This is a genomic window from Dorea sp. ICN-14282 (genome assembly GCF_037890115.1).
Classification (GTDB): domain Bacteria; phylum Bacillota; class Clostridia; order Lachnospirales; family Lachnospiraceae; genus Dorea_B; species Dorea_B phocaeensis.
This window is the reverse complement of the sequence record NZ_JBBKBH010000002.1, coordinates 223,104-248,640: the sequence shown is the minus strand read 5'-3', so window position 1 is coordinate 248,640 and position 25,537 is coordinate 223,104. Positions and strand designations below refer to the sequence as shown.

The window sequence follows — 25,537 nt, the reverse complement described above, 5'->3', positions numbered from 1 at the left end:
TATTTCTTGAGGCTGTCGCTTTTGGCATATCAAAGTGACAGCCTCAAAAAATTAGAATATAAAACTTTCCATTTCCCCGCACACATCCCCGCCCCAATCCGTTAAACCCTATGAAAGGAGGGCTCAAAACATCCATGGATTACAACATAGAAGAACAATATGATAAGATTTACCGCTACTGTTACATGCATGTGCGGCATCGTCAGACGGCGGAAGATCTGACGCAGGAAGCCTTCCTTCGTTTTTTGGAAAACAAATCTTACCGGGAGGTTGGGAAATGTCTGGCTTATCTATATACCATCGCCCGGAATCTGTGCACAGATTATTATAGAAGAAACAAAGAAGAAGCTTTACCAGACGAATATGAACAGCTGCTTTCGTCTTCGGCTGAAGATAAGTCGGGCGAGGAATATCTGATTGACACGCTGGATTTAAGGGAAGCCGTGCAGCAGTTGGAGATCGAAGAACAGGAGCTGCTCGTATGGCGGTATGTTAATGACGTATCGGTGACGGATATTGCGAAAATTCTGGGGATTTCAAGATTTGCAGTACACAGAAAGCTGAAATCCGTTTTAGGGAGGCTGGAAGATATCATGGGAAAGGGGAGAGAGCATTGAAACGACGGTTAAAGTCACAGTTGAAATCACAAATGAAGATGATCTACGAGGCCCCGGTACCTCAGGGGAAGGAAGCGTTTCTTCAGAAGATAGAGAGAATGGAGAAGGAGGAGTGGCAGCAAGAAGAGGAACTGTCTTGCTGGAAGGTCTTAGGAATACAGATTGGCTATATCCGCAAATGGAATTGGCTGGTGTCAGTGCTATTTTTTGCGGCAGTGATTGTGGCAGAACAATCTGTGAAGGGCAGGACACTTTGGGGACTGTCGGCATTTGTACCTTATCTGGCATTGATGGTGGTAGCAGAAGGTCTGCGCTCAACAAGATATAGAATGGAAGAATTAGAGCTTGCGTCGCGTTTTTCGGTGAAGTATATTCTCTTGGCGCGGCTGGGAGCGCTGGGGCTTTTCCAATTGTGTTTATTACTTTTGCTGATGCCTTTTCTGTACACGATCAGGAGGGAAGCAATACTGGAGATTGGGATCCATATTCTTCTGCCATGGTTTTCTACAGTGTTTGTTATGTTTTTGATGATTCGAAAAATGCATGGCAGGGAGAGTCATTCTCTTTGTGTTGGAACGGCAGTGATCGTCAGCGGGGCATGCCTGACGTTTGGAATTATGAATGTTTCTATGTTTGACCTGGCAGGAGCGGGCGTGTGGACGCTGCTTCTTGTGTCAGGAGCTGTCCTTGCGGGAAGAGAAGTATATCAATTTATCAGACAATCGGAGGAATTGCAATGGAATTAATAATAGACAGACTGAAAAAACAGTACGGAAGTAAAATTGCCGTGGATCGCATTAGCCGGAAGCTGACGCCTGGAGTATACGGACTTCTGGGGGCTAACGGAGCAGGAAAGACGACGCTGATGCGGATGCTGTGCGGCATTTTAAAACCCACAGGCGGAAGCGTGTCGTTGGACGGCTTTGACTTTTCCAGTGAGGAATACCGCAAAGCACTTGGATATCTGCCGCAGGATTTTGGTTATTATCCGAATTTTACGGGGAAAGATTTCCTGATGTATATGGCGGCGCTTAAAGGGCTTGATAAGAACAGCGCAAAGAAGCGCTGTCGGGAATTATTGAATCTGGTAGGGTTGGAAAGTGTAGCAGGCAAGAAGGTAAAGACTTATTCGGGTGGAATGAAGCAGCGCCTGGGAATTGCGCAGGCACTTTTGAATCGGCCCAAACTTTTGATTTTGGATGAGCCGACGGCGGGACTTGATCCCAAAGAACGGGTACGTTTTCGAGATTTGATTGCAGAGCTTGGAGAGCGGAATATTGTGATTTTGTCCACGCATATCGTCTCAGACATTGAACATATCGCAGATCGGATTCTGATGATGAAGGATGGACAGTTGATCTTTGACGGAACCCCTTATGAAGTGGGAGGAGATCTGGAACACTTTTATCTGGAGCAGTTCGGGGAGGTGGAATAGCATGCGTAATTTTTGGATGTTAACCAAGTATGAATATAAGAAAATTTTTCAGAAGAAAATGGTCTGGGTAATGTTTGTGGTGCTTTCGGGTATCTGCTTTCTAATGTCCAGTGTGACCTATTTTGCGACGTTTACGAAAGAAGTCGATGGGAAAGAGGAGAAAATGTCCGGATACCAATGGATGACCAGAATTCGGGAAGAAGATAAGGAATTGGCAGGAACGTCCATTGATGAAGCGTTTCTAAGCCGTCTGAAGGAAAATCCGGACAGTGTGGGCGGAAAAATCACGGATACTGTTGGGATGATGCAGATGGAGCAGTATGACGTACAGAGTCTGACAGAGCAAAGCCTGTATGAGAAGCGGCTTGCCAATGTGCAGAAGGAATGGGAGATTTATCATTTGAATAAGGAGGAAAAAGAGCATTTTCAGAAACTGGAGGATACCATTACAAAGCCATTTATCTATGAGCCGACAGGAGGGTATGACAAGGCAACCAGAATGATGATGGTATCTGCGCTTTTGCAGACTTTGCTGGCAGCTGTTTGTATTCCTGCCATTTTCGGCGATGAACACAGCCTGAAGACGGATCAGTTGACCTTGTGTACGAATCTTGGGAAAAGGACTCTTTACGGGGTGAAGATTTTTACCGGGCTTTCTTTTTCAGTGATAACCAGTATGCTTTTGTGCCTGGTGTCTGCATTGCCGTCTCTGATCGTAGAAGGAACGGAAGGATTTGGCGCACCGATTCAGCTGACACAGCCGGATGTTTCTTTCGCTCTTACCGTAGGGCAGGTGTTCCTTATGATGTTCGGCATGTGTGTATTGGCGGGAGTTCTCCATGGAGCAGTTGCAATGTTCCTCTCGGAGAAGCTGAAAAATCCGGCAGCGCCAATGGCGATCATAGTAGGTTTTCTGATCGTCACCTTTTTTGTGAATGTTCCGGAGCAGTACCGGGTGCTGTCCCAGCTTTGGGATTACGTACCTCAGAATGTAACGTCCTGGGGACTCTTGAATGTAAGGATGGTTCCGGCTTTTGGGGAGTATCTATACAAATGGCAAGTGGTTCCGGTTCTGTGGCTTACGATTTCGGTGGCAGTGACGGTTCTCGGATATCAGTTCTATAAACGGTACCAGGTAACGGGTCGTTAGGAAAGGGTCGCGTAAGCGGCCTTTCATAATTTTAAGAAAAACTTCATAATCTCTACCAAAAGAATTTCCTTTTATCCTCTATGATGAAAAGACGAGAGGAGGGCGCCATGAAGACGGTAATCAAAGTAAAAGATTTATATAAGCTGTACCGGGTCGGCGATGAAGTGGTGCATGCGCTGGACGGTTTGGACTTTCAGATTTACGAGGGGGAATTCTGTGCCATTGTCGGTACTTCCGGTTCTGGGAAATCCACACTCCTAAACATGCTGGCGGGGCTGGAGAAGCCCACCAAAGGCGAAGTGGTTATCGCGGACCGCCATATCGAGAAGTTAAATGAGGAGCAGCTGGTTGCATTCCGGCAGGAGAATATTGGCTTTATTTTTCAGTCGTTTCATCTGATGGGGACGATGAACGCAGTGGAAAATGTTGCACTCCCGCTTAGCTTTCGTGGGGTGCCCAGGAATGTGCGGATGAAAAAAGCGGATGCAATGCTGGATCTGGTTAAGCTTGGAAAGCATAAAAAACATTTGCCAAAGCAGATGTCAGGCGGGCAGCAGCAAAGAGTTGGCGTGGCCAGAGCGCTTGTGGTGGATCCGAAGATCATTTTTGCTGACGAGCCTACCGGGAACTTAGATTCTCACACATCCGAAGAGGTGATGAGTCTGATGCAGCAGGTAGTTCGGGAACAGAAACGAACGCTCGTAATGGTTACACATGATGCGCACTTGGCGGAATATGCAGACCGGGTATTCCATATTCGCGATGGGAAAATATTGAAGATTGACGACAACAGAATCAGGACGGAGGAAGAGTAGAGATGAAAACATGGAAGAAGGCAGCAGCAGTATTATTTGTGGCAGTGCTGGCAGGAAGCGCGCTAATGCCGGGACTTGCGTCTCATGCAGCAGAGACGGGGAAGAAGGCGGGAAAGGTAAGTATTGTTTCCAAGGAAAATACGGTACCGACTTATCAGGCGGGAGAGAGCCGTGAGTGGGTGTTGACGGTGACCAATGAGACGTCTGCCCCGATTGAACAGATAGCAGTAGCTCCAGACCTTGGAGAAGGCGGACAGGATTGGCCGTTCCAGACCCAGGTGCAGGATTACCGACAGGAGATTGGAAGTCTGCAGCCGGGAGAGGCCAGGGATGTTGCATTTACATTTGTTCAAAGGGAAGACGTGCCGACAGCGAGATATACGATTCGTTTTTTGGTTGCTTCGGCGGACGGTGTGCTGACAGAGAAGAAATTTTATGTTAATACGACGGCGAAACCGGAAGCAGAAAAGCCATCCGGCGGACAGGATGGTTCTGGAAATGAGCAGCAGAGTATTGGCGGAGGAAGCCAGGGAGGCGCAGACTATGATCTTTTATCTGCTGATGCAGGAGGATTCAGTAATGGAGGTGCATCCTACAGTGGCGGTGCCGGTGGAAATGGTTCTGTACCGCGGGTAATTGTGACAGGATTTACCACGGATCCGGCAGAGGTTCGTGCGGGGAGTGACTTTACTCTGACGATTCATTTGAAAAATACATCCAAGACCATGAGAGTCAGCAATATGCTCTTTGATATGGAGGCGCCGACCGAAGGCAAAGATGAGCAGAGTACAGCGCCGGCATTTCTTCCCACTTCCGGATCAAGCTCTGTCTACTTGGAAGGAATTGCAGCGGGCGGGACGGCAGACATTTCCATTCAGCTGAATGCCAAAGCGGATCTTCTGCAGAAGCCGTACAGCATGGAACTGAATATGAAGTATGAAGATGCCAATGCGCAGCAGATTGAAGCGGCGTCGTCCGTATCGATTCCGGTGAAACAGGATGCGCGGTTTGAATTTAGCGACTTCGAGATCAGCCCGGAGAGCATTGCGGTTGGCGAGGAAGCCAACGTCATGTGCAGCCTTTATAATCTGGGACGGATTAAGCTTTACAATCTGAAGGCGGTATTTGAAGGAGCCGGCATTGAAAAGGAAGAAGTCTTTATTGGCAATGTAGAATCCGGAGCGACAGCATCAATCGATGCGATGCTGGAAGGAAAGAAGGCGGGCAAGGGTCCCGGCAAGGTGACTATGACAGTCAGCTACGAGGACGAGTCTGGAAATATTTCTAAGACTACGAAAGACTTTCAGCTGGAGGTGTTAGACGCTGTGGAAGAAGAGATGCCGGCCGAGACTATGATGCCGGAAGAGACGTCTTCGGGATTCCCGGTTCTTCTGGTTGTACTGTTGGCGGCTTTGGTCGTGATTCTGGCAGTGGTGTTTGTAATCAAGAAGAAAAAGAAGGCGCGCCTTACGATGGAAGAGGAGGGATTGCTGGATGAGTTGGATAGACCTTCTGAGGATGAGCATTAGCAATCTTCGCCGAAGAAAGCTTCGGACCTTTCTTACGATTTTGGGCGTGGTAATCGGAACAGCGTCCATTGTTGTTATGATTTCGTTGGGACTTGGCATGCAGGAATCCCTATACAGGGAGGTAGAACAGTCGGGCGGCCTTACGATGGTAAAGGTACGCGGCAAACAGGCCGGAGACACCATGATGTATTCAGGGGATCAGGAGAAAGAGTCGGAAAAATATGTGAAAGACGACACCATTGAGGAACTAGAAAAACTTCCTCACGTGACCTTTGTAACACCGGTATATTCTACACAGGTAATGTTTTTGAAAGGAAAGTACGAAGGATATGGGGAACTGGTGGCTATGAATCCAGAAGGATTGAAGGCGCAGAATATCGAGCTGGCAAGCGGAAGTCTTCCGAAAACCAATACCAGCCATCTTGATTTGGTTTATGGAAATGGGATTCCCACCATGTTCTATGAAAAAGGAAGCGGGAAGGGATATTATGACACGGGAGAACTTCCGGAGATTGACTTTGCCAAAGATCCGATTTTTATGATTCTGGATCAGGAAGGTTATATGAATCAGCAGGAGAACAGCGCAGGAGGCGCTTTGGGAGGATCCGGAGCAGATACAGGAGAGAGTTCCGGGGGATCCGGGCGTGAGGCGCAGGCGAAGACGGTGGAAAAGCATGTGGTGATGGCCAGCGGAATTGTGGCGGGAGGTGTGGATACCTACAATGCAAATTACTACAATATTTATTGCGATCTGGATACGTTAAAGCAGATGTTAAAGAAAGAATTTGCAGGGCGCGCCATTCCGGGGCAGCCAACGACCAAGTCTGGAAAGCCATATAAAGAGTTCTGCTATTCTTATGCACAGGTGAAAGTAGATGAACTGGATCAGGTGAATGCAGTAGCAGAGATGATCCGGGGGATGGGTTATGAAGTGGAGACCAATGCAGAATATCTGGAAACGATGAAGAGCCAGTTCGCCATTGTACAGGCGGTACTTGGAGGAATCGGCGCAGTCTCTCTATTGGTAGCGGCTATCGGAATCGCCAATACGATGATGATGTCGATCTATGAACGAACCAAAGAGATTGGCGTTATGAAAGTGTTAGGCTGCAGGCTTAGCAATATCCGCACGATGTTTCTGGTGGAAGCGGCGGCCATTGGTTTGATTGGCGGAGCCGTCGGCAACCTCTTAAGCTTTGGAATGTCCGGCGTGATTAACTTTATTACCGGAAGCGGAGCGGCGATGGGCTTTGACGGAAATATTTCCTACATCCCATGGTGGTTGGTGCTTTTATCTATGGGATTTGCGGTGCTGGTAGGTGTGACAGCCGGGTACTTCCCTGCAAGAAGAGCGATGCGTCTAAGCCCGTTGGCAGCAATCCGAAGCGAATAGGAAAATTATTCTCCTAAAATTATTCTTCGATGATATGGATTTCCAGATAGTCAAAGTCGATGGAATCCACAAAGTTGTCCTGATAAAATCGAGTTTTGTCGTGACGCTTGAATTCCTCAATATTGGAATCAAGCCAAATAGGCTTGCTAAGATCAAATTCATAGCAGATTGTATCTAATGCATGAAAAATTTTATAGGTCCGGGTATCGTCTGTGTCATCGCACACAACGGTGTCCCGGATCATTCTGTTGTCTTTGAATTCTTTTCCCCATAATCGAAACATGGTATTCCCTCCTGTCGGTCTGTAAATATCTAAAAGTATTTAAAAGTATATCTGCTTTCGGCCGGGATGTAAAGTGCCATAAAGAAGAAATAAGAAACTAGATTTTTTTAGCCGGAACGATTATAATGTCAATGTACAGAACGGTGGATAACGGGAGAGGCAGGGAACGAAACAGATGATGGGCAAAGGAAGAATTCACATTTATTATGGAAATGGTAAAGGAAAGACAACAGCGGCGGTAGGTCAGGTTGTGAGGGCAGCAGGGCACGGGCTGAAGGTTCTGGTATTCCAGTTTATGAAGGATAATTCATCTGGAGAGCGGGCGATTCTGGAACAGCTTCCTAATGTCACTTGCCTGCCGGGGCGAGAAAATGTGAAATTCATGAATCAGATGAATGGGGAAGAGAAGGCGGAATTGAATCATTACAACAATAAAGCATTGGATGAAATTGTGAAATTCTGTGGTCCATTCGATGTATTGTGGCTTGATGAAGCTCTGTGCGCCATTGAGAACAGGGTGTTGAGTGAGAAGAAGGTCATCAGCTTCCTGCAGCATAAGCCGCATGGACTGGAGATTATTCTGACAGGTCATATGGTATCGGATGAATTGATTGCGGAGGCGGATTATGTGACAGAGATGTGCAAGGTTCGACATCCGTATGATGAGGGACATTTGGCGAGAGAAGGAATCGAGTATTAAGAACGAAAAGGGAAGAGATTAAGGCAACATTAAGATCAAAGCCTCTTTCTTAAATAACTGTGAAATCTGTGACAGAAGGCAGTCGGGTATGGTATAATATCCATACAGAATTTAACTCTTCGGTATGAGAGGAGAGAGACGACATGGAACATGCAATTAGGAATTATGAGGATGTGGACAGCTGGAAGACAATTATGTTCCTCTATAATTCAGCATTAAAAGAAGTCGGAACCAAGCTTGAAATTCTAAATGATGAATTTCAGCATGTACATCAGTACAATCCGATTGAACATATCAAGACAAGAGTGAAGACACCGGAAAGTATCGTTAAGAAACTTCGCAAATATGGATACGAGACTTCCATAGAGAATATGGTCAAGTATGTCAATGATATTGCGGGAGTCAGGCTGATCTGTTCTTTTACGTCAGATATTTATCGTTTGGCAGAGATGATTGGAAATCAGAGCGACCTGAAGGTTCTGGCGATCAAAGATTACATTAAAAATCCAAAAGACAGCGGATATAAGAGTTATCATATGCTGGTATCCGTTCCGATTTTCTTATCCGACAGTGTTGTGGATACGAAGGTTGAAATTCAGATCCGAACGATTGCCATGGACTTTTGGGCAAGTCTGGAGCATAAAATTTACTATAAATTCGAAGGGAATGCCCCGGAGTATATCAGCAAGGATTTGAAGGAATGTGCAGAGATGGTCTCTACACTGGATGACAAGATGTTATCCTTAAATGAAGCAATTCAAAAAAGTCTGGAAGAACAAGAAGAGTTAAAGACTGAATCGAAAAAAGAGGAGAGTGTGCATATATAGATTTTATCTATATGCACACTCTTTTATTATAAAACTCTATTTGATGAAGCGGTGGATAATTTATATAATAGAGACAGAGATTGGGGAAGGAGTGAAAGCCATGTTTATCGATATGCATATGCATGAAAAGACATATTCAAAAGATAGTTTTCTGTCTCTTGATGAGATCGTTCAGATCGCGAAGGAAAAGGGGCTTGGAGCAGTTTGCATTACGGACCATGACAGTATGGGCTTGAAAGAAGCTGCAAAAGAATATACGGCAAAAACGGGTTTCCCGGTGTTTGTAGGGATTGAATATTATTCTCTTCAGGGAGATATCGTCGCATTTGGAATTGAAGAGTATCCGAAGGAAAGGGTTTCGGCGCAGGAGTTTATCGATTTGGTTAAAGCTCAGGGAGGCGTATGCTTTGCGGCGCATCCGTTTCGGAACAACAGAAGAGGCCTCGAAGAGCATCTTCGAGAAGTGAAAGGCCTCGACGGACTGGAAGTTTTGAATGGAAGTACTTCGGTGGAGGCGTGTCAGAAGGCGGCAGAGTATGCGATGGATCTGGGGCTTTTCACCCTGGGATCCAGCGACTGCCATGTGCCGGAGAAGGTTGGGGTGTGCGCGACCTGGTTTCCGGATACGGTTCAGACCATGGAGGAATTCTTGAAAGCATTTCGCGAAGGACAGATGCGTCCTGCATATTATGCGGACGGGTCCTACCATGTGATTGAGGTAAAGGAGTACCGGAGAACACCTCTGGCGGCTTTTACATAAGATTTAGGAAAATAGAAAGAAAACGTTTACCTTTTCTTTGATCAGTGATAGAATATATCTATAAGTGAAGAGGCAGACGGACTTGGAAAGGTGGAATTGACATGATTACAGTAAATGCAATGGGAGACAACTGCCCGATCCCGGTAATTAAGACCAAAAAAGCAATGCAGGCATTGACAGGAGCGGAGACAATCGAGGTGCTGGTGGATAATGAGATCGCCGTACAGAATGTAAGTAAGATGGCAGCAAGTGCTGGAGGTCAGGTATCTTCTGAGAAGCTTGGAGAAGGAGAATATAAGATTACGATCCAGATGGAAGGCGCGCCGGTATCAGAGGGCCGGGCGGAAGAAAGCTGTATGCCGGATGCAAGAGACAATACGGTTGTCGTAGTTGCATCTGATCGCATGGGAGAGGGGAATGATGAACTGGGTAAGGTGCTGATCAAGGGATTCATTTTTGCGGTTACCCAGCTTGATACACTGCCAAAAGCAATGCTTTTCTATAATGGAGGAGCAACCTTGACGACAGAAGGATCGGATTCTTTGGAAGATCTGAAGTCTCTGGAAGCGCAGGGCGTAGAGATCCTGACTTGTGGGACATGCCTTGACTATTACGGGCTGAAAGACAAGTTGGCTGTAGGAAGCGTGACTAATATGTACAGCATCGTTGAGACGATGGCAAATGCAGAAAAGATTTTAAGACCATAGTGGTCGAAAGAAGCGGCAAATGCCGCAAGGCAAATAAAAAGTAATGAATGAAAAGGGCCGGATTCCCGATGAAACCAGGGACTCGGCTCTTTTGCAAGGTAGGAGGATAAAATTATGAAATCTGACGTCAGACTGACGACTTTAAGTAAAACTGCGGGATGAGCGGCCAAGATAGGTCCGGAGACCCTTGCTCAGGTTCTGGGCAAGTTACCGCAGTTCCATGATGAAAATTTGATTGTAGGTATTGAAACATCGGATGATGCCGCCATTTACAAAGTCACAGATGAGATCGCGATGATCCAGACGGTAGATTTCTTTACTCCGATTGTAGATGACCCTTATATGTTTGGCCAGATTGCAGCAGCCAATTCCTTAAGTGATGTCTGGGCCATGGGCGGGGAGCCCGCTGTGGCACTGAATATTGTGGGATTTCCAAACTGTCTGGATCCGGCAATTTTAGGAGATATTCTGGCAGGAGGCGCTGCAAAGGTAAAAGAAGCCGGCGCAGTTCTGGTGGGCGGTCATTCGGTACAGGATGATGAGCCCAAATATGGACTTTGCGTGTCTGGCTTTGTACATCCGCAGAAGATTTTCAAGAATTACGGCTGCCGTCCGGGAGATATCCTGGTGCTGACCAAGCAGATTGGAAGTGGAGTTGTTAATACAGCTATTAAAGCAGAGATGGCTTCTGCATCTGCCATTCGGGAAGCGCAGACGGTGATGGCATCTCTGAATCAAAAAGGAAAACGGGTGGTGGAGAAGTATAATGTCTCTGCCTGCACGGACATTACGGGGTTTGGGCTCTTGGGACACTGCGTAGAGATGGCATCGGCGAGTGAAGTGACCTTTGAGATTAATGTTCGGGATGTGGCGTATTTTGCAGATGCCATTGCTTATGCGAAGATGGGGCTGATTCCGGCAGGAGCTTACAAGAACCGAGGTTATTCTATCGGTAAAGTGGATGTCGGGTCCGTAGAAGAGCATTATTTGGATCTGCTCTATGATCCACAGACGTCAGGCGGGCTTTTAATTAGTGTGGCGCCGGATGATCTGCCGGCAATGTTGAAGGATTTTCAGAATGCAGGAATGGATACGGAAGTATCCATTATCGGAAAAGTCGCGCCAAAGAGCGATAAGTGGATTCGTCTGTTTTAGAGGATGAAAGAAGGATAGAAGGGAACCAGAACAATGAATAAAAATATGTTATACAGAAAAATCCCGAAGGTAGATGTGCTTCTGGAAGAAGAGAAGCTTCAGCTGCTGATTACAAAATATAGCAGAGAGACAGTGATGGAGGCCGTTCATTTGGAGATGGATCGGTTAAGAGCATTTATTGGGCAGTGTGAGGAAGAAGAGGAAGGTCTGCAGCAAATCGAACAGTTGCGAGAGCGGATTGAGCAGAGAGTGTCTGCGATGCATACGCCGAATATGCGAAAAGTGATCAATGGAACGGGAACGATCCTCCACACCAATTTAGGCCGTGCGCCGATCAGCAGAGAACATATGCAGCGGATTGCTGAAGTGGCAACGGGCTACTCCAATTTGGAATACAATTTGGAAGAGGGACGGCGTGGAGAGCGGTACTCTCATTTTGAAAAGCTTCTGTGTAAGATTACGGGAGCGGAAGCGGCCATGGCAGTGAATAACAATGCGGCGGCAGTTATGCTGATCTTAAGCTCGCTTGCGAAAGGGGGAGAAGTGGTAGTATCCCGTGGTGAACTAGTGGAGATCGGAGGAAAATTCCGAATTCCGGATGTGATGGAACAAAGTGGTGCAGCGTTGGTAGAGGTTGGAACAACGAACAAAACCCATTATGATGATTATGAGAATGCCATTACAGAGGAGACAAAGGCGCTTCTTAAGGTGCATACCAGTAATTACCGGATTGTGGGATTTACGGATACAGTGGGAATTGACGAGCTGATTCCACTGGCAAAGAAGCATGATCTTCCGGTAATCGAAGACTTAGGAAGCGGTGTGTTGATCGACTTAAGTAAATATGGACTTACTTACGAGCCGACGGTACAGAATTCCATCGAAAAAGGAGCGGATGTAGTCTGCTTTAGCGGTGACAAGCTTCTGGGAGGTCCACAGGCAGGAATTATTATCGGTAAGAAGAAATACATCGATAAGATGAAGAAGAATCAGCTGACCCGTGCACTTCGGATTGACAAATTTACAGCGACGGCTTTGGAGCTGGTGCTGCAGGAATATTTATCTGAGGAAAAAGCAATTCAGAATGTTCCGGTACTGCGAATGATTACCAGATCCTTGGAAGAGGTGACGAAAGAAGCAAGAAGACTCTGTACGATGCTCAAACGCGCCAAACTTCCGGCTACGATTGAGGTGGTCTCCTGTGAGTCGCAGATTGGCGGAGGTTCTCTTCCGCTTGAGCGGATTCCGAGCATGGCAGTGGCAATTCGCCCTGAGAAGATCAGTGTGGCAGAGCTAGAAGACCGGATGCGCGCGCTCCCGGTTCCGGTGATCCCAAGAGTCTTTAACGACATGGTGGTGTTGGATGTACGAACCATAGAAAAAGAGTCGGTGAAGTTGATTGTGGAACAACTCAAAGAGTTGGATGTGATGGAAGAAACAAGTAAGGCAGCGAGACGGTAGGAGCGGGCGAAAAGATGAAGAATATTATTATTGGTACGGCAGGTCATATTGATCATGGGAAGACAACACTGATCAAAGCCCTGACTGGAAGAAATACAGACCGCTGGGAAGAAGAGCAGAGACGGGGGATTACCATTGATTTGGGATTTACCTACTTTGATCTTCCAGGCGGAGACCGGGCAGGAATTATTGACGTGCCGGGACATGAGAAATTTATTAATAATATGGTTGCCGGAGTTGTGGGGATGGATCTGGTGCTTTTGGTGATTGCGGCAGATGAAGGTATTATGCCGCAGACCAAAGAGCATATGGACATTCTGGGACTTCTGGGAATTGAAAAGAGCATCATTGTGCTGAATAAATGTGACCTTGTAGATGAGGAATGGCTGGAATTGGTAGAAGAAGAAGTCAGAGAAGAATTGGAGGGAACCTTCCTGGAACAGGCACCGGTGGTAAAGGTGTCAGCGGCAACGGGAGAGGGGCTCGATCACCTGATTGATGTGATTGGGAAGATGACCAGTGATGAGGTGGCGGCAAAAGACGTTCACACCATCCCGAGGCTTCCGGTAGACCGGGTATTTTCCCTGTCGGGCTTTGGAACAATTATTACGGGAACATTGGTTTCCGGAACCATTGCAAAAGAGGATACGCTGGAGCTGTATCCGATTGGAAGGGAGTGCAAGATTCGCAGTATTCAGGTGCATGGGCAGGATCAGCAGAAATGCTATGCAGGACAGCGTGTGGCCATCAATCTTTCCAACATTAAAAAGAAAGAGATCAGCCGCGGTTGTGTGCTGGCTCCGCCGAATAGTATGAAGAACACAGATCTTTTGGATGTGAAACTGAATGTACTGGAATCTTCCATGAGGATCCTGACGAATCATACAAGACTTCATCTTTTTACGGGAACCAGTGAGATTTTGTGTCGGGCGGTGCTTCTTGATAAGGAGGAGATCGGTCCTGGCGAGAGTGGTTTCGTACAGCTTCGGCTGGAGGAAGAAATTGCGGTACGCCGCGGGGATAAGTTTGTGGTTCGCTTCTATTCGCCGATGGAGACAATAGGAGGGGGCATGATTCTAGAGCCAAATCCGCGGATTAAGAAACGTTTCCAGCAGGATGTAATCGAAGAACTGCGGCAGAAAGAATCCGGTTCTTCCGCGGATATTATTGAAATGCATGCAAAACAATACGCAGATACCTTGATTACGACAGCAGAACTTGCCAAGCTGACGGCTCTGTCGGCACAGGAGATCAGCGAAGATATAGAAGAATTGGAAGAAAAGGGAATCGTCCAGGTATTTCCGATGCGTAAAGATACCTATATCTGGCATGCGGATTCAGAGCGGGCGGCGAAAGAGACGCTGACGGAAGCGCTTATGGCATACGAAGCCAAATATCCTTACCGATATGGCATGAAGAAGGCAGAGATCCAGATGACTTATTTCCAGAAGATGAAACCGAATGTGTTTGATCGGATTGTAGATCGGCTGGTGGAAGCTGGTACGGTAAAGCGGGTGGATGAATTCTTATGCACTCCGCTTTATGAGGTGCGAAAGGATGCGGTTTATGAGAAAGTTTCCGGGCTTTTGCTTGGGAAATTTGCGGATGCCAGATATGATTTTGTCCGTTATTCAGAGATTGAAGGCAAAGGAACAGAGCAGGGGATCATGGACGATATCTTGAATATTCTGATTCAGGAATGCCAGGTAGTAAAGGTGACGGATGATATGTATACATTGGCAGAATATATGCAGGAAGCAAGGGAAAAGATAGAAGCAAAGTTAAAGGAAGATCCTGTCATCACCATTGCACAGGTAAGAGACATGTTCGGAACCAGTAGGAAGAGTGCGAAGCCGATTCTGGAATATATGGACAGCATCAAGGTGACGAAGAAGACGGGAGCAGAGAGCGAAAGGGTAATATATTCATGAATTTGAAACAGTTAGAAGCGTTTGTACAGGTTGCGGAAGGTGGAAGCTTTTCTAAGGCGGCAAAAGAGCTGTTCCTGACTCAGCCCACCATCAGTGCCCACATCTCTTCACTGGAAAAGGAACTTAACAGCCGCCTTTTTGTGCGGAATACCAAAGAGGTGGGGCTTTCGGAAGATGGAAAAGATCTATATAAATATGCCAGACAGATGATTGACTTGGAAAAGCAAATTGAAGAGCGGTTTGAGACGAAAGAGGATGGAGGCAGACACTGTATTACCATTGCAGCGTCTACCATTCCGGCTCAGTATCTGCTTCCGAAGGTGCTGACGCGTTTTTCAGAGCGCTATCCGGAGGAACAGCTGAAGATTCTGGAGACGGACAGCTCTCAGGTGGTGATGCGGATTGTTGATCATATGGTGGATGTAGGGTTTACAGGAACAGTGTTGGAGAAGAAGCACTGCAAGTATATTCCGTTCTATAAAGATGAGCTTGTGATAGTGACTCCGAATACGGAGAAGTATCAGCAGATCGAAGCGGAAGGGGGAGAGGATCTCTCTTGGCTTGCTGAAGAACATTTCATTATGAGAGAAGAAGGGTCTGGAACAAGAAAGGAAGCGGAAAAGCAGCTTCGGCGTGCCGGGGTGAATTCGGACAGTCTGGATGTACTGGCAAGTATTGAGAACCAGGAGACCATTAAGAAGTCTGTCCGCCAGGGGATGGGAATTTCAGTTCTGTCACGTTTGGCCACAAAAGATGAGGCGGCAGCAGGCTTTATCAAAGTCTTTCCGATTCCGGGAGCGGATGAGGGACGAGATATCAATCTGGTTTATAACAAGAATTATCAGCTGTCCCGGTCGGCAGAACGCTTTATCAAGGTTGTAAAAGAAGTTTATCAGGTTGGGAAACAGGCTCAGAGCAACTTATAAACGAGAAAATAATGTGGGAATATAAAAGGGGGAGATGCCGGGTATAGATGCCTTCTATAAGCGGAGGGTTTTATCCGGCATTTCAATTAGACGAACATAGAAAGAGAGCATATACTAGAAGATAGGCAGGGAAGGCGCCTGTTGCTGAAAGGATGGGGAAGCAAATGATATATTTGGATAATGCAGCGACGACGATGCATAAGCCACAGGAAGTAATTGATGCAGTGGTGGCGGCTATGAGTTCTATGGGGAACGCCGGAAGAGGTGCTAATGAGGCGTCTCTTAGCGCATCTCGGATCATTTATGATACCAGAGAAAAGTTGTGCAGGCTGTTTCATGGGACGAGTCCGAAGCAGGTAGTGTTTACCGCGAATTCCACAGAAAGCTTAAATATTGCGGTGAAAGGTCTGGTGAAGCCGGGAGATCATGTGATTACTACGATGCTGGAACATAATTCTGTACTTCGACCGCTGTATGAAATGGAGAAAAAAGGTGTCCTTTTAACGATCGTAAAAAGTAACGAGATGGGTACGTTAAAGATCGAAGATATTGAGAAGGAAATCCGGCCGGAGACGAAGATGATTATCTGTACGAATGGCTCCAATCTGACTGGTAATTATATTGATCCGAAGCCGATTGGAGAACTGGCACACCGCCATGGTGCGCTGTTTGTGCTGGATGCATCTCAGACGGCAGGTGTATTTCCGATTGACGTGCAGGATATGCAGATTGATGTTTTGTGCTTTACCGGTCACAAGGGACTTTTGGGTCCGCAGGGAACCGGAGGTATGTATGTAAAAGAAGGGCTTCAGATTCGCCCGTTAAAGAGCGGAGGAAGCGGAATTCAGACTTATAGCAAGACCCACCCGGTGGAGATGCCGACAGCATTGGAGGCAGGAACCTTGAACGGGCATGGGATTGCAGGACTTCACGCGGCACTTTCCTATTTGGAGCGAACAGGAATTGATACCATCCGTGCCAGCGAGCAGGAATTGATGAAGCGCTTTTATCTGGGAGTGAAAGAGATTCCGGGCGTGAAGGTATATGGCGATTTTAGCAGCATGAACCGCTGTGCGGTGGTGACGCTAAATATCGGTGATTATGATTCTTCAGAAGTAAGTGATGAGCTTCTTACAGAATATGGAATTTCAACCAGACCGGGAGGTCATTGTGCACCGCTTATGCATGAGGCGCTCGGAACGGTGGAACAGGGGGCTGTAAGATTTAGTTTTTCTCATTACAATACGGATGAGGAGATAGAGACCGCTATCCGGGCCATCCGGGAACTGGCGGAAGACTAAAGACTAGGAGGAATGAGAATGAATTTATCAGATTCAAAGAAGAAACTCGCATTGGCCGGTGTGGTATGCGGACTTGTAGCGGCATGTCTGGCATATTTTGGCAATCCGGCAAACATGGCATTTTGTATCGCATGTTTTATTCGTGATACTGCAGGAGCATTTGGAATGCATCAGGCAGAGGTGGTACAGTATGCAAGACCGGAGATTATCGGTTTGGTATTGGGGGCATTTATTATCTCTGTAGCAACGAAAGAGTATCGTTCTACGGCAGGTTCTTCCCCGATGATCCGTTTTATCCTGGGAATGGTAATTATGATTGGGGCACTGGTATTTTTAGGATGCCCGCTTCGTATGGTAATTCGTATGTCCGCAGGAGATTTAAATGCATGGGTAGCATTGATTGGATTTGTCCTTGGTGTTGCGACCGGTGTGTTGGCGCTTAAGAAAGGCTTTAGTTTGGGAAGAGCTTATGTAACGAACAAAGAAAGTGGATATGTATTGCCGGCAATTGTTGTAGGAATTCTGATTCTGTCACTTGCAACCTCTCTTCTGAAAGAGAGTCAGACTGGTCCGGGAAGTATGCATGCGCCTGTAATTATAGCTCTTGTTGGAGGCCTTATCTTTGGTGCATTTGCACAGAAGTCCAGAATGTGTTTTGCAGGAAGTATCCGTGACGTGATCTTGATGAAGAACTTTGATCTGTTCTCTGTGATTGCAGGATTATTCGTTGTAATGCTGATCTTCAATATAGCGACAGGACGCTTTGTTCTTGGATTTAATACACCGGGAATTATCGCACACTCTGATCATTTGTGGAATATCCTTGGAATGTATGTAGTAGGATTTGCAGCAGTTCTGGCAGGAGGATGCCCGCTTCGTCAGCTGATCCTTGCAGGTCAGGGTTCTTCTGATGCGGCAGTTACAGTAGCAGGTATGTTCGTAGGTGCGGCATTGTGCCATAACTTAGGACTGGCTGCCAGCGGAACGGCATTAAACCCAGAGACAAAAGAACTTGTTGCTGGTGCAGTACCGTTAAATGGAAAGGTTGCCTGCGTGATCTGTATTGTTGTTTGCTTTATCATTGCATTCACAAACAAGAGAAAAGAGACGAAATAGAAAAATAGGATTGAACTATTAGTGATTACATAGTATTCTAAGAAAGAAGGGAAATATATGAAGGAAGTAGATGCAAGAGGTTTATCCTGTCCAGAGCCGATTATGCTGACAGCAGAGGCGCTTAAAGGGGCACAGGGAGCTGTGAAGGTACTGGTTACTGAGCCTCATCAGAAGATGAATGTTGAGAAATATGCCAAGGATCATGGCAAGAAGACGCATTCTGAGGAGAAGGATGGATACTTCGAAGTGGTGATTGAGTAAACATGAGAAAGAAAGAACTGAAGTTAGTGGTGACGTTCCATACGACGGCGGATGCCATGGCGATGGAGAAAGCTTGTAAGGAACAGCAGGTGCCGGGGCGCATCATTCCGGTTCCGAGAATGATTTCAGCCGGATGCGGGCTGGCATGGTGTGCGGATCTTGAAGACAGAGAGCAGATTGCTGCTATGATGAAAGAGACGGGCATCGAAGAAGAAGCCATGCACGAATGTATGGTGTAAAGTGTAAAAGAAGAAGGACGTGCAGATTTTGCGAAGAGAAATGTTCTCGGCAAGATTTGCACGTCCTTTTTGGGATCGGAGGTATTCATATCGTCATACTCCTTTTTCAAACATATCCAATACATGGGGCAGAAGCCGGTTGCTGTATTCGGTCAGAGAATATTTCCCTTTGAAAAGCGCCCAATCATAAAGAAGTGCACGCTCATACATGGCATAGACGTTCATTAGTTCGCCAGCGCTGCTACTGTTTTTAAATTCCCCACTTTCCAGTCCGGCTTCAATGATCTCAGTGATCCATTGAAAATAGAATCGCTTTTTATCGGACAGGGATTTCTTGTCTTTGGTTACTAACTGGGAAGAATACAGGGAGGCAAGCAGTTTGATGTCGATGCTATGCTCAATCATATCAAACAATTCATGGTTTAGGTATAACAGCTTGTCTCGGCAGCTCATGTTGTCATCGATGAGCGGAACCAGTTCTTCGTACTTTTCATCAAAAAGATAGGATAAAGAATTAAGAAGCGCTTCTTTCCCTTTAAAATAGTGGTAAAAAGTACCTTTCGATGTCTTGGATGCGGCAATGATCTCTTCCACGGTAGTCTGTTCGTAGCCGTTTTTGTAGAATAGATTCCAAGCTGACTTGACGATACGTGCTTTGGTAGACTGTCTTTTACGTGGCATTTTTAGTAAATCCTTTCTTTAATCTTATAAATTCGCATATGACTATCATATATGATGTGTTGCCAAATGGCAATGCTGAAATGAAAAAGAGGCGGATTATTGTAAATCCGCCTCCAATATAACCTTTCGGAAATATTAACCTACCTGGAAACCATATTTCAATGGATCAGTTGGGTCAATCAGGTATGTAGCAACACCTGTTAAGTAGCAGCTTCCTGTGATCATTGGGATAACTGCATCGTAATCAGCAACTTTTGTAGTTTCTTTGATTACACCTTTGAAGAGGCTGCCTAAGAAGCTTTCGTAAATGAATTCTTCTCCAACATTGATCTCTCCCCAGTGATACAGAGTAGCAAGTTTAGCACTTGTACCTGTTCCACATGGTGAACGGTCAGCCATAGCATCTCCGAAGATAACTACGTTTCTCATGTTAGCTTTGTCTGGGTTCGGTGTTGGTCCGTAGAATTCAACAAGGTCAACGGTATCGATGTCAAGTAATGGATGCTTAACAGGGATCTCTTTGTTGATTACGTCCAGCATCTTCATACCAAGTTCGGTATAAGCAGGAACGGTTTTCTGGTTAATCTCTCCGATATCCAGTTTTGTTGTGTCAACCAGTGCGAAGAAGCTTCCACCAAAGGAGATTGTGAATTCGATCTCTTTTCCGTCGATGGTAACTTTCTGGTTCTCTTTGTAAACGAATGCTGGTACGTTTGTTAAAGTAACGTGCTCAACCTTTCCGTCTTTTACGAAAGCTGTTGTGCGGATTAATCCTGCAGGAGCATCCAAAACAACTTCGTTCTCGCCTTCGTGCATTTCCTTTAATCCAGATTCAAGGATAACAGTAACAGCACCGATCGTACAGTGTCCGCACATGTTCAGGTATCCGCCTGTATCCATGAACATTACACCGAAGTCAGCTTCTTTGCTGACTGGTTCGCACAGGAAAGCACCAAACATATCGTGGTGTCCTCTTGGCTCGAACATCAGAGCTGTACGAACTTTGTCGTAATTCTCTTCCATCCATTTTTTCTTCTCGATCATTGTGTTGCCTTCTGGCTCCGGGAATCCACCGATTACGATACGGCAGAATTCTCCAACGGTATGAGCGTCTACAACCTGAAGAGCTGCTTCAAACCGGTCGAAGTTAACATTAGCTTTTAACTCCATAATAAATACCTCCTTATTTGTTCAGCTATAGACAAAATCTATAACTTTTTATAAGAACACATAGAAAACACCCCTCGTTTTCATAGTGCTTCTTTTATAGGAAATGTAAAGAAACCGCGAATCACGATATAAAATTAACAATTAGACCGTATTCTAGTATTCCGTTCAGTTCGTTAAGTTCATTATGGACGAAACACCTTGAAAAGTCAATGCTTTTTTGATATTATAAAAATAAATAAAAAGTGTTGAAATCCGCGAAAAATTGTGATATGGTTAACTAGCATAAAATGATGTATGGGGGTAGATGGGTAACTGGTGTGCCTCCTAGTCTTCAAAACTAGTGTTGGGCGTTAAGAGCGTCCTGGGTGGGTTCGATTCCCACATGCCTCCGCCAAAAAAATAAGAAAATTTTGTTAAAAAAATGGCGAAATAAGAGGTTGCATCATTTATAGATAAAATTAATAAATAAACAGCGGGAAATAAACGCAGAATAAGTAAACGGGATGGCAAGTTTCGTTTTTTACTTATATTATAAATGAAAGAAAAGGAGAAGTATGTCATGGGAAAAGTACAGTTGTTATTACGTCAGCACGTAGGTGCTCCGTGTGCTCCATGTGTAGAGGTTGGGGCAGATGTGAAAAAAGGTACTCTCATTGCTACACCAACAGGACTTGGAGCTAACATTTTTTCAAGTGTGTACGGAAAGGTGACAGAGATTACAGATGACAGCATCATTATCGAAGCAGCGGATGAACAGCCAGATGAATTCGTTCCGATCGATGTTCCGGCAGATGCAACCAAGCTTGACATGGTAAAAGCAGCAGGAATCGTTGGAATGGGAGGAGCTGGTTTCCCGACAGGCGTGAAGCTTGGAATTGATCTGTCAGCAACTGAGATGGGAGAGATGGATCCGGAGATCAACCCGGAACTTCCGGCAGACTTTAAGATTGAGCACGGATATATCCTTGTGAACGCAGCTGAGTGTGAGCCGGGACTTGAGCACAATATCAGACAGATCGAAGAACAGTGCGATAAAGTGATCGCAGGTATCAAGTACAGTATGGAGATCACAAAGGCTGATAAGTGTATCATTGCTATTAAGAAGAAAAACCATAAAGCGATCAAGACATTACAGGCAGCGCTGGCAAATGAGCTGGACATTATAATGCACTTGATGCCGGATATTTACCCAATGGGTGAAGAGCGTGCGGTAGTAAGAGAGTGTCTTGGGGTCAACCTGACAACCGTTCAGCTTCCTTCAGCAGCAAGATCTGTGGTATTGAACCTAGAGACAATCTGCAAGATTGCAGAAGCTATTGATGAGAAGAAACCATGCATTTCTAAGAACTTAACAGTTCGTGGAAAACTGGTTGGCGGAAATGAAGCTCACGTATTCATGGATGTTCCGGTTGGAGTAAGTGTTGGCGAATTGATTGAGAGAGCCGGAGGAATCGACGGCAAATATGGCGAGATCATCATGGGAGGAGCCTTTACTGGAAAATCTACAGAGATGGATGCGCCGATTACAAAGACTACGGGAGGAATTCTTGTAACTGTTGAATTCCCGGATCTTCACGGAGCGAATATGGGGCTGCTTGTCTGTGCATGCGGAGGAAGTGAAGAGCGTATGCGCGAACTGGCAGAGAAGATGAATGCCAAAGTTGTGTCTGTTGCAAGATGTAAACAGGCAATTGAAAATAAACCAGGAGCACCTCTTAAGTGCTTAAGACCTGGTAACTGTCCAGGACAGGTTAAGAATAACATGCAGTTCAAGAAAGATGGATGTGAATACATCGTTATTGGTAACTGCTCTGACTGTTCCAACACTGTTATGGCGTCTGGACCAAAGATGGGATTGAAAGTATTCCATCAGACAGACCATGCAATGAGAAGTGTGGGACATGCATTGTACAGAAGCCTGAAGGTTTCTAAACAGGTAAGCCAGGATATCGATTTCTAAGATATCCGGAAATGCAAAGGTATTACTGCTGTAGAAGGCGGCTGCGAAGGACCCCCGATTCTTTTGTGGCAGGAGTGGCTGAGAGGTGAGCTCCGAGTGCGCCGGAAACGGTTGTAAATATACATTTTCTATGCAAACCAAACAAGGAGGGAAAACAATATGTCAATCACAGCTGAAACAGCTAAAGCACATGCTCATGATCCTGCGGTATTATGTTGTAGAGCCGAAGCTGGCATCACAATTGAGCCGGCAAATCTGGAAGATCCAGCAATCTTTGATGATCTGGTAGATTCAGGATTATTGAACCTTGATGGTTGTCTGACCATCGAAGAAGTTTTGGGAGCAAAACTTACAAAAACTTGTGATTCTCTTGCACCATTGACTGTAGATGTACTGGATGGAGTGAAAGCAGTAAGCGCTCCGGCAGAAGAGGAAGAGGTAGCAGAGGAAGAAGCAGCACCAGTTGCAGCACCGGTAGCACCATTGCCGCCACACGCAGCAGGTGGAACATTAAGAATCCACATCGGAGAAGGAAAAGATATCAATCTTGAGATCCCGGTTGGAGCGCTTGGAGCAGGCGGCGCAGCAGTTGCAGAAGTTCCAGCAGGAGCAGAAGCAGTAGTAGCAGGCGCAGCAGCACCAGCAGCAGAAGTTGAAGAAGAAAAGGTTGTAAGATCTCTTACAAGAAAACACTTCAACATCACAGAAGTTAAGAGAGGACCAGAGACAAAGATTGAAGGAACAACTCTTTACATTCGTGAAGGTATTGAAGCAGAAGTTATCGCTGATGATGACCTGGTAAAAGATTTCCACTTAGAGATTATCACACCAGATTTATATCACACATACTCTGAGACAGTTATGGACGTTCAGCCAATCGCTACAAAAGAAGGCGATTCTGAACTCGGAAGCGGTGTAACAAGAGTACTTGACGGCGTTGTAATGATGCTGACAGGTGTTGATGAAGGTGGAGTTCAGATCGGTGAGTTCGGTTCTTCTGAAGGATACTTAGACGAGAATATTATGTGGGGTCGTCCAAGCTGTCCAGATAAGGGGGAAATCTTCATCAAAGGTAACATCGTTATCCAGGAGAAGACAAACATGGAGCGTCGTGGACCTATGGCTGCTCACAAAGCATTTGATGTTATTACACAGGAAATCCGTGAAGTTATGAAGAAACTTGACGAGAGTCTTGTAGCTGATACAGAAGAGCTGAAACAGGTTCGTCGTCCAGGTAAGAAGAAAGTTGTTATCGTTAAGGAAATCATGGGACAGGGAGCTATGCATGATAACTTCATCCTTCCTGTAGAGCCAGTTGGTGTTCTTGGGGCAAGAGCTAACGTAGACTTAGGAAACGTTCCGGTTTGCGTATCTCCATTGGAAGTACTTGATGGATGTATCCATGCATTAACATGTATCGGACCTGCATCTAAAGAGATGTCCAGACATTACTGGAGAGAGCCACTCGTTCTGGAAGCATTGCATGATCCGGAAGTTGACCTTTGTGGTGTTGTATTCGTTGGATCTCCTCAGATCAACGCTGAGAAATTCTACGTATCTCGTCGTGTAGGACATACTGTAGAGATGATGGATGCTGATGGAGCATTTGTAACAACAGAAGGATTTGGTAACAACCACATCGACTTTGCAAGCCATATCGAGCAGATCGGTATGAGAGGAATCCCGGTAGTAGGTATGTCTTATTGTGCAGTACAGGGAGCTCTCGTTGTTGGTAACAAGTACATGCAGTACATGGTTGATAACAACAAGTCTGAGGCTGGTATCGAGAATGAGATTCTTGGTAACAACACACTTTGCCAGGAAGATGCTATTCGTGCACTTGCTATGCTTAAGACAGCTATGGCTGGAGAAGATGTTAAGGCTGCTGAGAAGAAGTGGAATCCAAACGTTAAATCTACAAACGTAGAGTTAATTGAGGACGCGTACGGAAAGAAGATTGACCTGGTTGGAAACGAGCAGGAACTTCCAATGAGCGAGAAGCGTAGATTAAAATACAGCTAAATCGAAGGTGTTCTTAAATGAATAATGAACGTTTGAATTATGGCGACAAGGTCATTTATATGGAAGGTGTTGTGGTAGATATCGATGACTGCAGTATCAGCGTTGATTTGAAAGGACGCCTGGGGTTCTTTAAAGCACCGAAGCGGATGTTTATCTGTGATACTGAACCGAAAGTGGGTCAGGAATTTGGATGGAATATGAGCTTCCCGGAGCAGTTAGGACCTGAGATAAATGAGCACTACGTCAGCAACATAGAAAAAGAAAGACGCAAACAAGAAGAAATGGGTAAGCGTTTGGATGATAATAAGGAGGTCTAAAAATGAGTTTAACGGTTGTTAAAGGTTTACAATCTGAAATCTTCGTTCCTATTACTCCGCCGTCTGTATGGACTCCTGTAACAAAAGAGTTGAAAGATATGACTATCGCTCTTGCAACAGCAGCAGGTGTTCATCACAAAGATCAGGAAAGATTCAATCTTGCTGGTGACTTTACGTGGAGAAAAGTAACAGATACAATGCCATCAGATGAATTGATGGTATCCCATGGTGGATATGATAACAGTGATGTTAACAAAGACATCAACTGTATGTTCCCAATTGACAGAATCCATGAGCTGGCAAAAGAAGGCTTTATTAAAGCTTGTGCTCCAGTACATGCAGGATTCATGGGTGGTGGTGGAAACCAGGAGAAATTTAAAAATGAAACTGGTCCGGCTATCGCACAGATGTTCAAAGAAGAGAATGTTGACGCAGTAATCCTCACCGCTGGATGAGGTACCTGCCACCGCTCTGCAGTATTGGTGCAGAGAGCGATTGAAGAAGCTGGAATTCCTACAATTATTATTGCAGCTCTTCCACCAGTTGTACGTCAGACTGGTACTCCTCGTGCAGTTGCTCCATTGGTACCTATGGGTGCTAATGCTGGTGGACCGCACAATGTTGAACAGCAGACACAGATCGTTAAAGCAGCTCTTGAGCAGTTAGTTGAAATCCAGACACCTGGAAAGATCGTACCACTGCCATTTGAGTATGTAGCTAAGATCTAATTTTAAGATGCTTGGAGGGGCAGATGTATTATACATCTGCCCTTTTTTGAAAA

Annotated in this window: 26 protein-coding genes and 1 tRNA gene; 24 read left to right on the top strand and 3 right to left on the bottom strand. The window is 45.7% G+C overall.

The annotated features are described in order from the left end of the window. The first annotated feature begins 134 nt into the window (after positions 1-134). The 7 genes from WKT00_RS06590 to WKT00_RS06560 all read left to right on the top strand — a co-directional run bounded on the left by WKT00_RS06590 (position 135) and on the right by WKT00_RS06560 (position 6,939). Positions 135-617 (top strand): RNA polymerase sigma factor, encoded by a 483-nt coding sequence (locus WKT00_RS06590; RefSeq protein WP_173814615.1) that lies wholly within the window; start codon positions 135-137, stop codon positions 615-617. Continuing rightward, positions 614-1,363: a hypothetical protein gene (locus tag WKT00_RS06585; RefSeq protein WP_173814614.1), complete on the top strand. Its 750-nt coding sequence runs from the start codon at positions 614-616 to the stop codon at positions 1,361-1,363. Before WKT00_RS06590 ends, WKT00_RS06585 begins: the two co-directional genes overlap by 4 nt. Continuing rightward, positions 1,354-2,052: an ABC transporter ATP-binding protein gene (locus WKT00_RS06580; protein ID WP_173814613.1), complete on the top strand. Its 699-nt coding sequence runs from the start codon at positions 1,354-1,356 to the stop codon at positions 2,050-2,052. The genes WKT00_RS06585 and WKT00_RS06580 overlap by 10 nt, the downstream gene beginning before the upstream one ends. A gap of 1 nt (position 2,053) precedes the next feature. Continuing rightward, positions 2,054-3,202 (top strand): ABC transporter permease subunit, encoded by a 1,149-nt coding sequence (locus WKT00_RS06575; RefSeq protein WP_173814612.1) that lies wholly within the window; start codon positions 2,054-2,056, stop codon positions 3,200-3,202. A 107-nt stretch (positions 3,203-3,309) separates the two neighbouring features. Then, complete coding sequence (locus WKT00_RS06570; protein ID WP_173814611.1) at positions 3,310-4,017, top strand: ABC transporter ATP-binding protein; 708 nt, start codon at positions 3,310-3,312, stop codon at positions 4,015-4,017. 2 nt (positions 4,018-4,019) lie between these two features. Next, on the top strand, positions 4,020-5,546 hold the full coding sequence (locus WKT00_RS06565; RefSeq protein WP_340262122.1) for a COG1361 S-layer family protein: 1,527 nt from the start codon (positions 4,020-4,022) through the stop codon (positions 5,544-5,546). Further along, the gene (locus WKT00_RS06560) at positions 5,512-6,939 is read left to right on the top strand and encodes an ABC transporter permease (RefSeq protein WP_340262119.1); all 1,428 of its coding nucleotides are present in this window, start codon (positions 5,512-5,514) and stop codon (positions 6,937-6,939) included. Before WKT00_RS06565 ends, WKT00_RS06560 begins: the two co-directional genes overlap by 35 nt. A 19-nt stretch (positions 6,940-6,958) precedes the next feature. Here the strand turns inward: WKT00_RS06560 and WKT00_RS06555 are convergent, their stop codons facing one another. Continuing rightward, positions 6,959-7,222, bottom strand: coding sequence for a hypothetical protein (locus WKT00_RS06555; RefSeq protein ID WP_340262117.1), 264 nt, complete (start codon positions 7,220-7,222; stop codon positions 6,959-6,961). 175 nt (positions 7,223-7,397) lie between these two features. Here WKT00_RS06555 and WKT00_RS06550 point away from each other — a divergent pair, with 175 nt between their 5' ends. The 12 genes from WKT00_RS06550 (at position 7,398) to WKT00_RS06495 (ending at position 18,606) form a co-directional block, all read left to right on the top strand. After that, positions 7,398-7,922 (top strand): cob(I)yrinic acid a,c-diamide adenosyltransferase, encoded by a 525-nt coding sequence (locus WKT00_RS06550; RefSeq protein ID WP_101694984.1) that lies wholly within the window; start codon positions 7,398-7,400, stop codon positions 7,920-7,922. 143 nt (positions 7,923-8,065) lie between these two features. Further along, positions 8,066-8,749 carry a GTP pyrophosphokinase gene (locus WKT00_RS06545; protein ID WP_101694983.1) on the top strand — a complete coding sequence of 228 codons (684 nt, stop codon included), beginning with the start codon at positions 8,066-8,068 and terminating at the stop codon, positions 8,747-8,749. A gap of 100 nt (positions 8,750-8,849) precedes the next feature. Then, on the top strand, positions 8,850-9,509 hold the full coding sequence (locus tag WKT00_RS06540) for a PHP-associated domain-containing protein (protein WP_173814667.1): 660 nt from the start codon (positions 8,850-8,852) through the stop codon (positions 9,507-9,509). A gap of 101 nt (positions 9,510-9,610) precedes the next feature. Further along, positions 9,611-10,216 carry a sulfurtransferase-like selenium metabolism protein YedF gene (gene yedF / locus WKT00_RS06535; RefSeq protein ID WP_340262111.1) on the top strand — a complete coding sequence of 202 codons (606 nt, stop codon included), beginning with the start codon at positions 9,611-9,613 and terminating at the stop codon, positions 10,214-10,216. A 114-nt stretch (positions 10,217-10,330) separates the two neighbouring features. Continuing rightward, complete coding sequence (selD, locus tag WKT00_RS06530; protein WP_340262108.1) at positions 10,331-11,371, top strand: selenide, water dikinase SelD; 1,041 nt, start codon at positions 10,331-10,333, stop codon at positions 11,369-11,371. A gap of 33 nt (positions 11,372-11,404) precedes the next feature. Continuing rightward, entirely contained in the window at positions 11,405-12,832 is a 1,428-nt protein-coding gene (gene selA / locus WKT00_RS06525) for an L-seryl-tRNA(Sec) selenium transferase (protein WP_340262105.1), read from the top strand. A gap of 14 nt (positions 12,833-12,846) precedes the next feature. Then, complete coding sequence (gene selB, locus WKT00_RS06520) at positions 12,847-14,763, top strand: selenocysteine-specific translation elongation factor (RefSeq protein ID WP_340262102.1); 1,917 nt, start codon at positions 12,847-12,849, stop codon at positions 14,761-14,763. Beyond that, entirely contained in the window at positions 14,760-15,689 is a 930-nt protein-coding gene (locus WKT00_RS06515) for a selenium metabolism-associated LysR family transcriptional regulator (RefSeq protein WP_101694977.1), read from the top strand. The genes selB and WKT00_RS06515 overlap by 4 nt, the downstream gene beginning before the upstream one ends. A 164-nt stretch (positions 15,690-15,853) precedes the next feature. After that, positions 15,854-16,990, top strand: a complete 1,137-nt coding sequence (locus WKT00_RS06510; RefSeq protein WP_340262097.1) for an aminotransferase class V-fold PLP-dependent enzyme — start codon at positions 15,854-15,856, stop codon at positions 16,988-16,990. Positions 16,991-17,008: 18 nt separating this feature from the next. Next, positions 17,009-18,106 carry a YedE family putative selenium transporter gene (gene yedE / locus WKT00_RS06505; protein WP_101694975.1) on the top strand — a complete coding sequence of 366 codons (1,098 nt, stop codon included), beginning with the start codon at positions 17,009-17,011 and terminating at the stop codon, positions 18,104-18,106. Between the two features lie 57 nt (positions 18,107-18,163). Further along, positions 18,164-18,367 carry a sulfurtransferase TusA family protein gene (locus tag WKT00_RS06500; RefSeq protein WP_101694974.1) on the top strand — a complete coding sequence of 68 codons (204 nt, stop codon included), beginning with the start codon at positions 18,164-18,166 and terminating at the stop codon, positions 18,365-18,367. Positions 18,368-18,369: 2 nt separating this feature from the next. Next, a complete protein-coding gene (locus WKT00_RS06495) occupies positions 18,370-18,606 on the top strand; it encodes a DUF3343 domain-containing protein (protein ID WP_101694973.1) in 237 nt (78 codons plus the stop codon). A 93-nt stretch (positions 18,607-18,699) separates the two neighbouring features. Here the strand turns inward: WKT00_RS06495 and WKT00_RS06490 are convergent, their stop codons facing one another. Continuing rightward, a complete protein-coding gene (locus tag WKT00_RS06490) occupies positions 18,700-19,287 on the bottom strand; it encodes a TetR/AcrR family transcriptional regulator (protein ID WP_340262091.1) in 588 nt (195 codons plus the stop codon). A 135-nt stretch (positions 19,288-19,422) separates the two neighbouring features. Then, positions 19,423-20,457: a proline racemase family protein gene (locus WKT00_RS06485; RefSeq protein WP_101694971.1), complete on the bottom strand. Its 1,035-nt coding sequence runs from the start codon at positions 20,455-20,457 to the stop codon at positions 19,423-19,425. 296 nt (positions 20,458-20,753) lie between these two features. Between WKT00_RS06485 and WKT00_RS06480 the strand changes: the two genes are divergently transcribed. The 5 genes from WKT00_RS06480 (at position 20,754) to prdB (ending at position 25,484) form a co-directional block, all read left to right on the top strand. Beyond that, positions 20,754-20,851 (top strand) — tRNA-Sec (locus WKT00_RS06480). A gap of 165 nt (positions 20,852-21,016) precedes the next feature. Then, positions 21,017-22,417, top strand: coding sequence for a proline reductase-associated electron transfer protein PrdC (locus WKT00_RS06475; RefSeq protein ID WP_101694970.1), 1,401 nt, complete (start codon positions 21,017-21,019; stop codon positions 22,415-22,417). A 159-nt stretch (positions 22,418-22,576) separates the two neighbouring features. Next, entirely contained in the window at positions 22,577-24,439 is a 1,863-nt protein-coding gene (gene prdA, locus WKT00_RS06470; RefSeq protein WP_101694969.1) for a D-proline reductase (dithiol) proprotein PrdA, read from the top strand. Positions 24,440-24,456: 17 nt separating this feature from the next. Beyond that, positions 24,457-24,756 (top strand): CBO2463/CBO2479 domain-containing protein, encoded by a 300-nt coding sequence (locus tag WKT00_RS06465; RefSeq protein ID WP_101694968.1) that lies wholly within the window; start codon positions 24,457-24,459, stop codon positions 24,754-24,756. 2 nt (positions 24,757-24,758) lie between these two features. Next, the gene (prdB, locus tag WKT00_RS06460) at positions 24,759-25,484 is read left to right on the top strand and encodes a D-proline reductase (dithiol) protein PrdB (RefSeq protein ID WP_101694967.1); all 726 of its coding nucleotides are present in this window, start codon (positions 24,759-24,761) and stop codon (positions 25,482-25,484) included. Positions 25,485-25,537 lie beyond the last annotated feature (53 nt).

Coding starts and splice junctions, on each gene's coding strand:
- WKT00_RS06495 (WP_101694973.1), top strand. CDS start 18,370: ATGAGAAAGAAAGAACTGAAGTTAGTGGTGACGTTCCATACGACGGCG.
- yedF (WP_340262111.1), top strand. CDS start 9,611: ATGATTACAGTAAATGCAATGGGAGACAACTGCCCGATCCCGGTAATT.
- WKT00_RS06540 (WP_173814667.1), top strand. CDS start 8,850: ATGTTTATCGATATGCATATGCATGAAAAGACATATTCAAAAGATAGT.
- selA (WP_340262105.1), top strand. CDS start 11,405: ATGAATAAAAATATGTTATACAGAAAAATCCCGAAGGTAGATGTGCTT.
- WKT00_RS06485 (WP_101694971.1), bottom strand. CDS start 20,457: ATGGAGTTAAAAGCTAATGTTAACTTCGACCGGTTTGAAGCAGCTCTT.
- WKT00_RS06580 (WP_173814613.1), top strand. CDS start 1,354: ATGGAATTAATAATAGACAGACTGAAAAAACAGTACGGAAGTAAAATT.
- WKT00_RS06550 (WP_101694984.1), top strand. CDS start 7,398: ATGATGGGCAAAGGAAGAATTCACATTTATTATGGAAATGGTAAAGGA.
- WKT00_RS06565 (WP_340262122.1), top strand. CDS start 4,020: ATGAAAACATGGAAGAAGGCAGCAGCAGTATTATTTGTGGCAGTGCTG.
- WKT00_RS06570 (WP_173814611.1), top strand. CDS start 3,310: ATGAAGACGGTAATCAAAGTAAAAGATTTATATAAGCTGTACCGGGTC.
- WKT00_RS06510 (WP_340262097.1), top strand. CDS start 15,854: ATGATATATTTGGATAATGCAGCGACGACGATGCATAAGCCACAGGAA.
- WKT00_RS06560 (WP_340262119.1), top strand. CDS start 5,512: ATGAGTTGGATAGACCTTCTGAGGATGAGCATTAGCAATCTTCGCCGA.
- selB (WP_340262102.1), top strand. CDS start 12,847: ATGAAGAATATTATTATTGGTACGGCAGGTCATATTGATCATGGGAAG.
- WKT00_RS06490 (WP_340262091.1), bottom strand. CDS start 19,287: ATGCCACGTAAAAGACAGTCTACCAAAGCACGTATCGTCAAGTCAGCT.
- WKT00_RS06590 (WP_173814615.1), top strand. CDS start 135: ATGGATTACAACATAGAAGAACAATATGATAAGATTTACCGCTACTGT.
- WKT00_RS06515 (WP_101694977.1), top strand. CDS start 14,760: ATGAATTTGAAACAGTTAGAAGCGTTTGTACAGGTTGCGGAAGGTGGA.
- yedE (WP_101694975.1), top strand. CDS start 17,009: ATGAATTTATCAGATTCAAAGAAGAAACTCGCATTGGCCGGTGTGGTA.
- WKT00_RS06500 (WP_101694974.1), top strand. CDS start 18,164: ATGAAGGAAGTAGATGCAAGAGGTTTATCCTGTCCAGAGCCGATTATG.
- prdA (WP_101694969.1), top strand. CDS start 22,577: ATGTCAATCACAGCTGAAACAGCTAAAGCACATGCTCATGATCCTGCG.
- WKT00_RS06575 (WP_173814612.1), top strand. CDS start 2,054: ATGCGTAATTTTTGGATGTTAACCAAGTATGAATATAAGAAAATTTTT.
- WKT00_RS06465 (WP_101694968.1), top strand. CDS start 24,457: ATGAATAATGAACGTTTGAATTATGGCGACAAGGTCATTTATATGGAA.
- WKT00_RS06545 (WP_101694983.1), top strand. CDS start 8,066: ATGGAACATGCAATTAGGAATTATGAGGATGTGGACAGCTGGAAGACA.
- WKT00_RS06555 (WP_340262117.1), bottom strand. CDS start 7,222: ATGTTTCGATTATGGGGAAAAGAATTCAAAGACAACAGAATGATCCGG.
- WKT00_RS06475 (WP_101694970.1), top strand. CDS start 21,017: ATGGGAAAAGTACAGTTGTTATTACGTCAGCACGTAGGTGCTCCGTGT.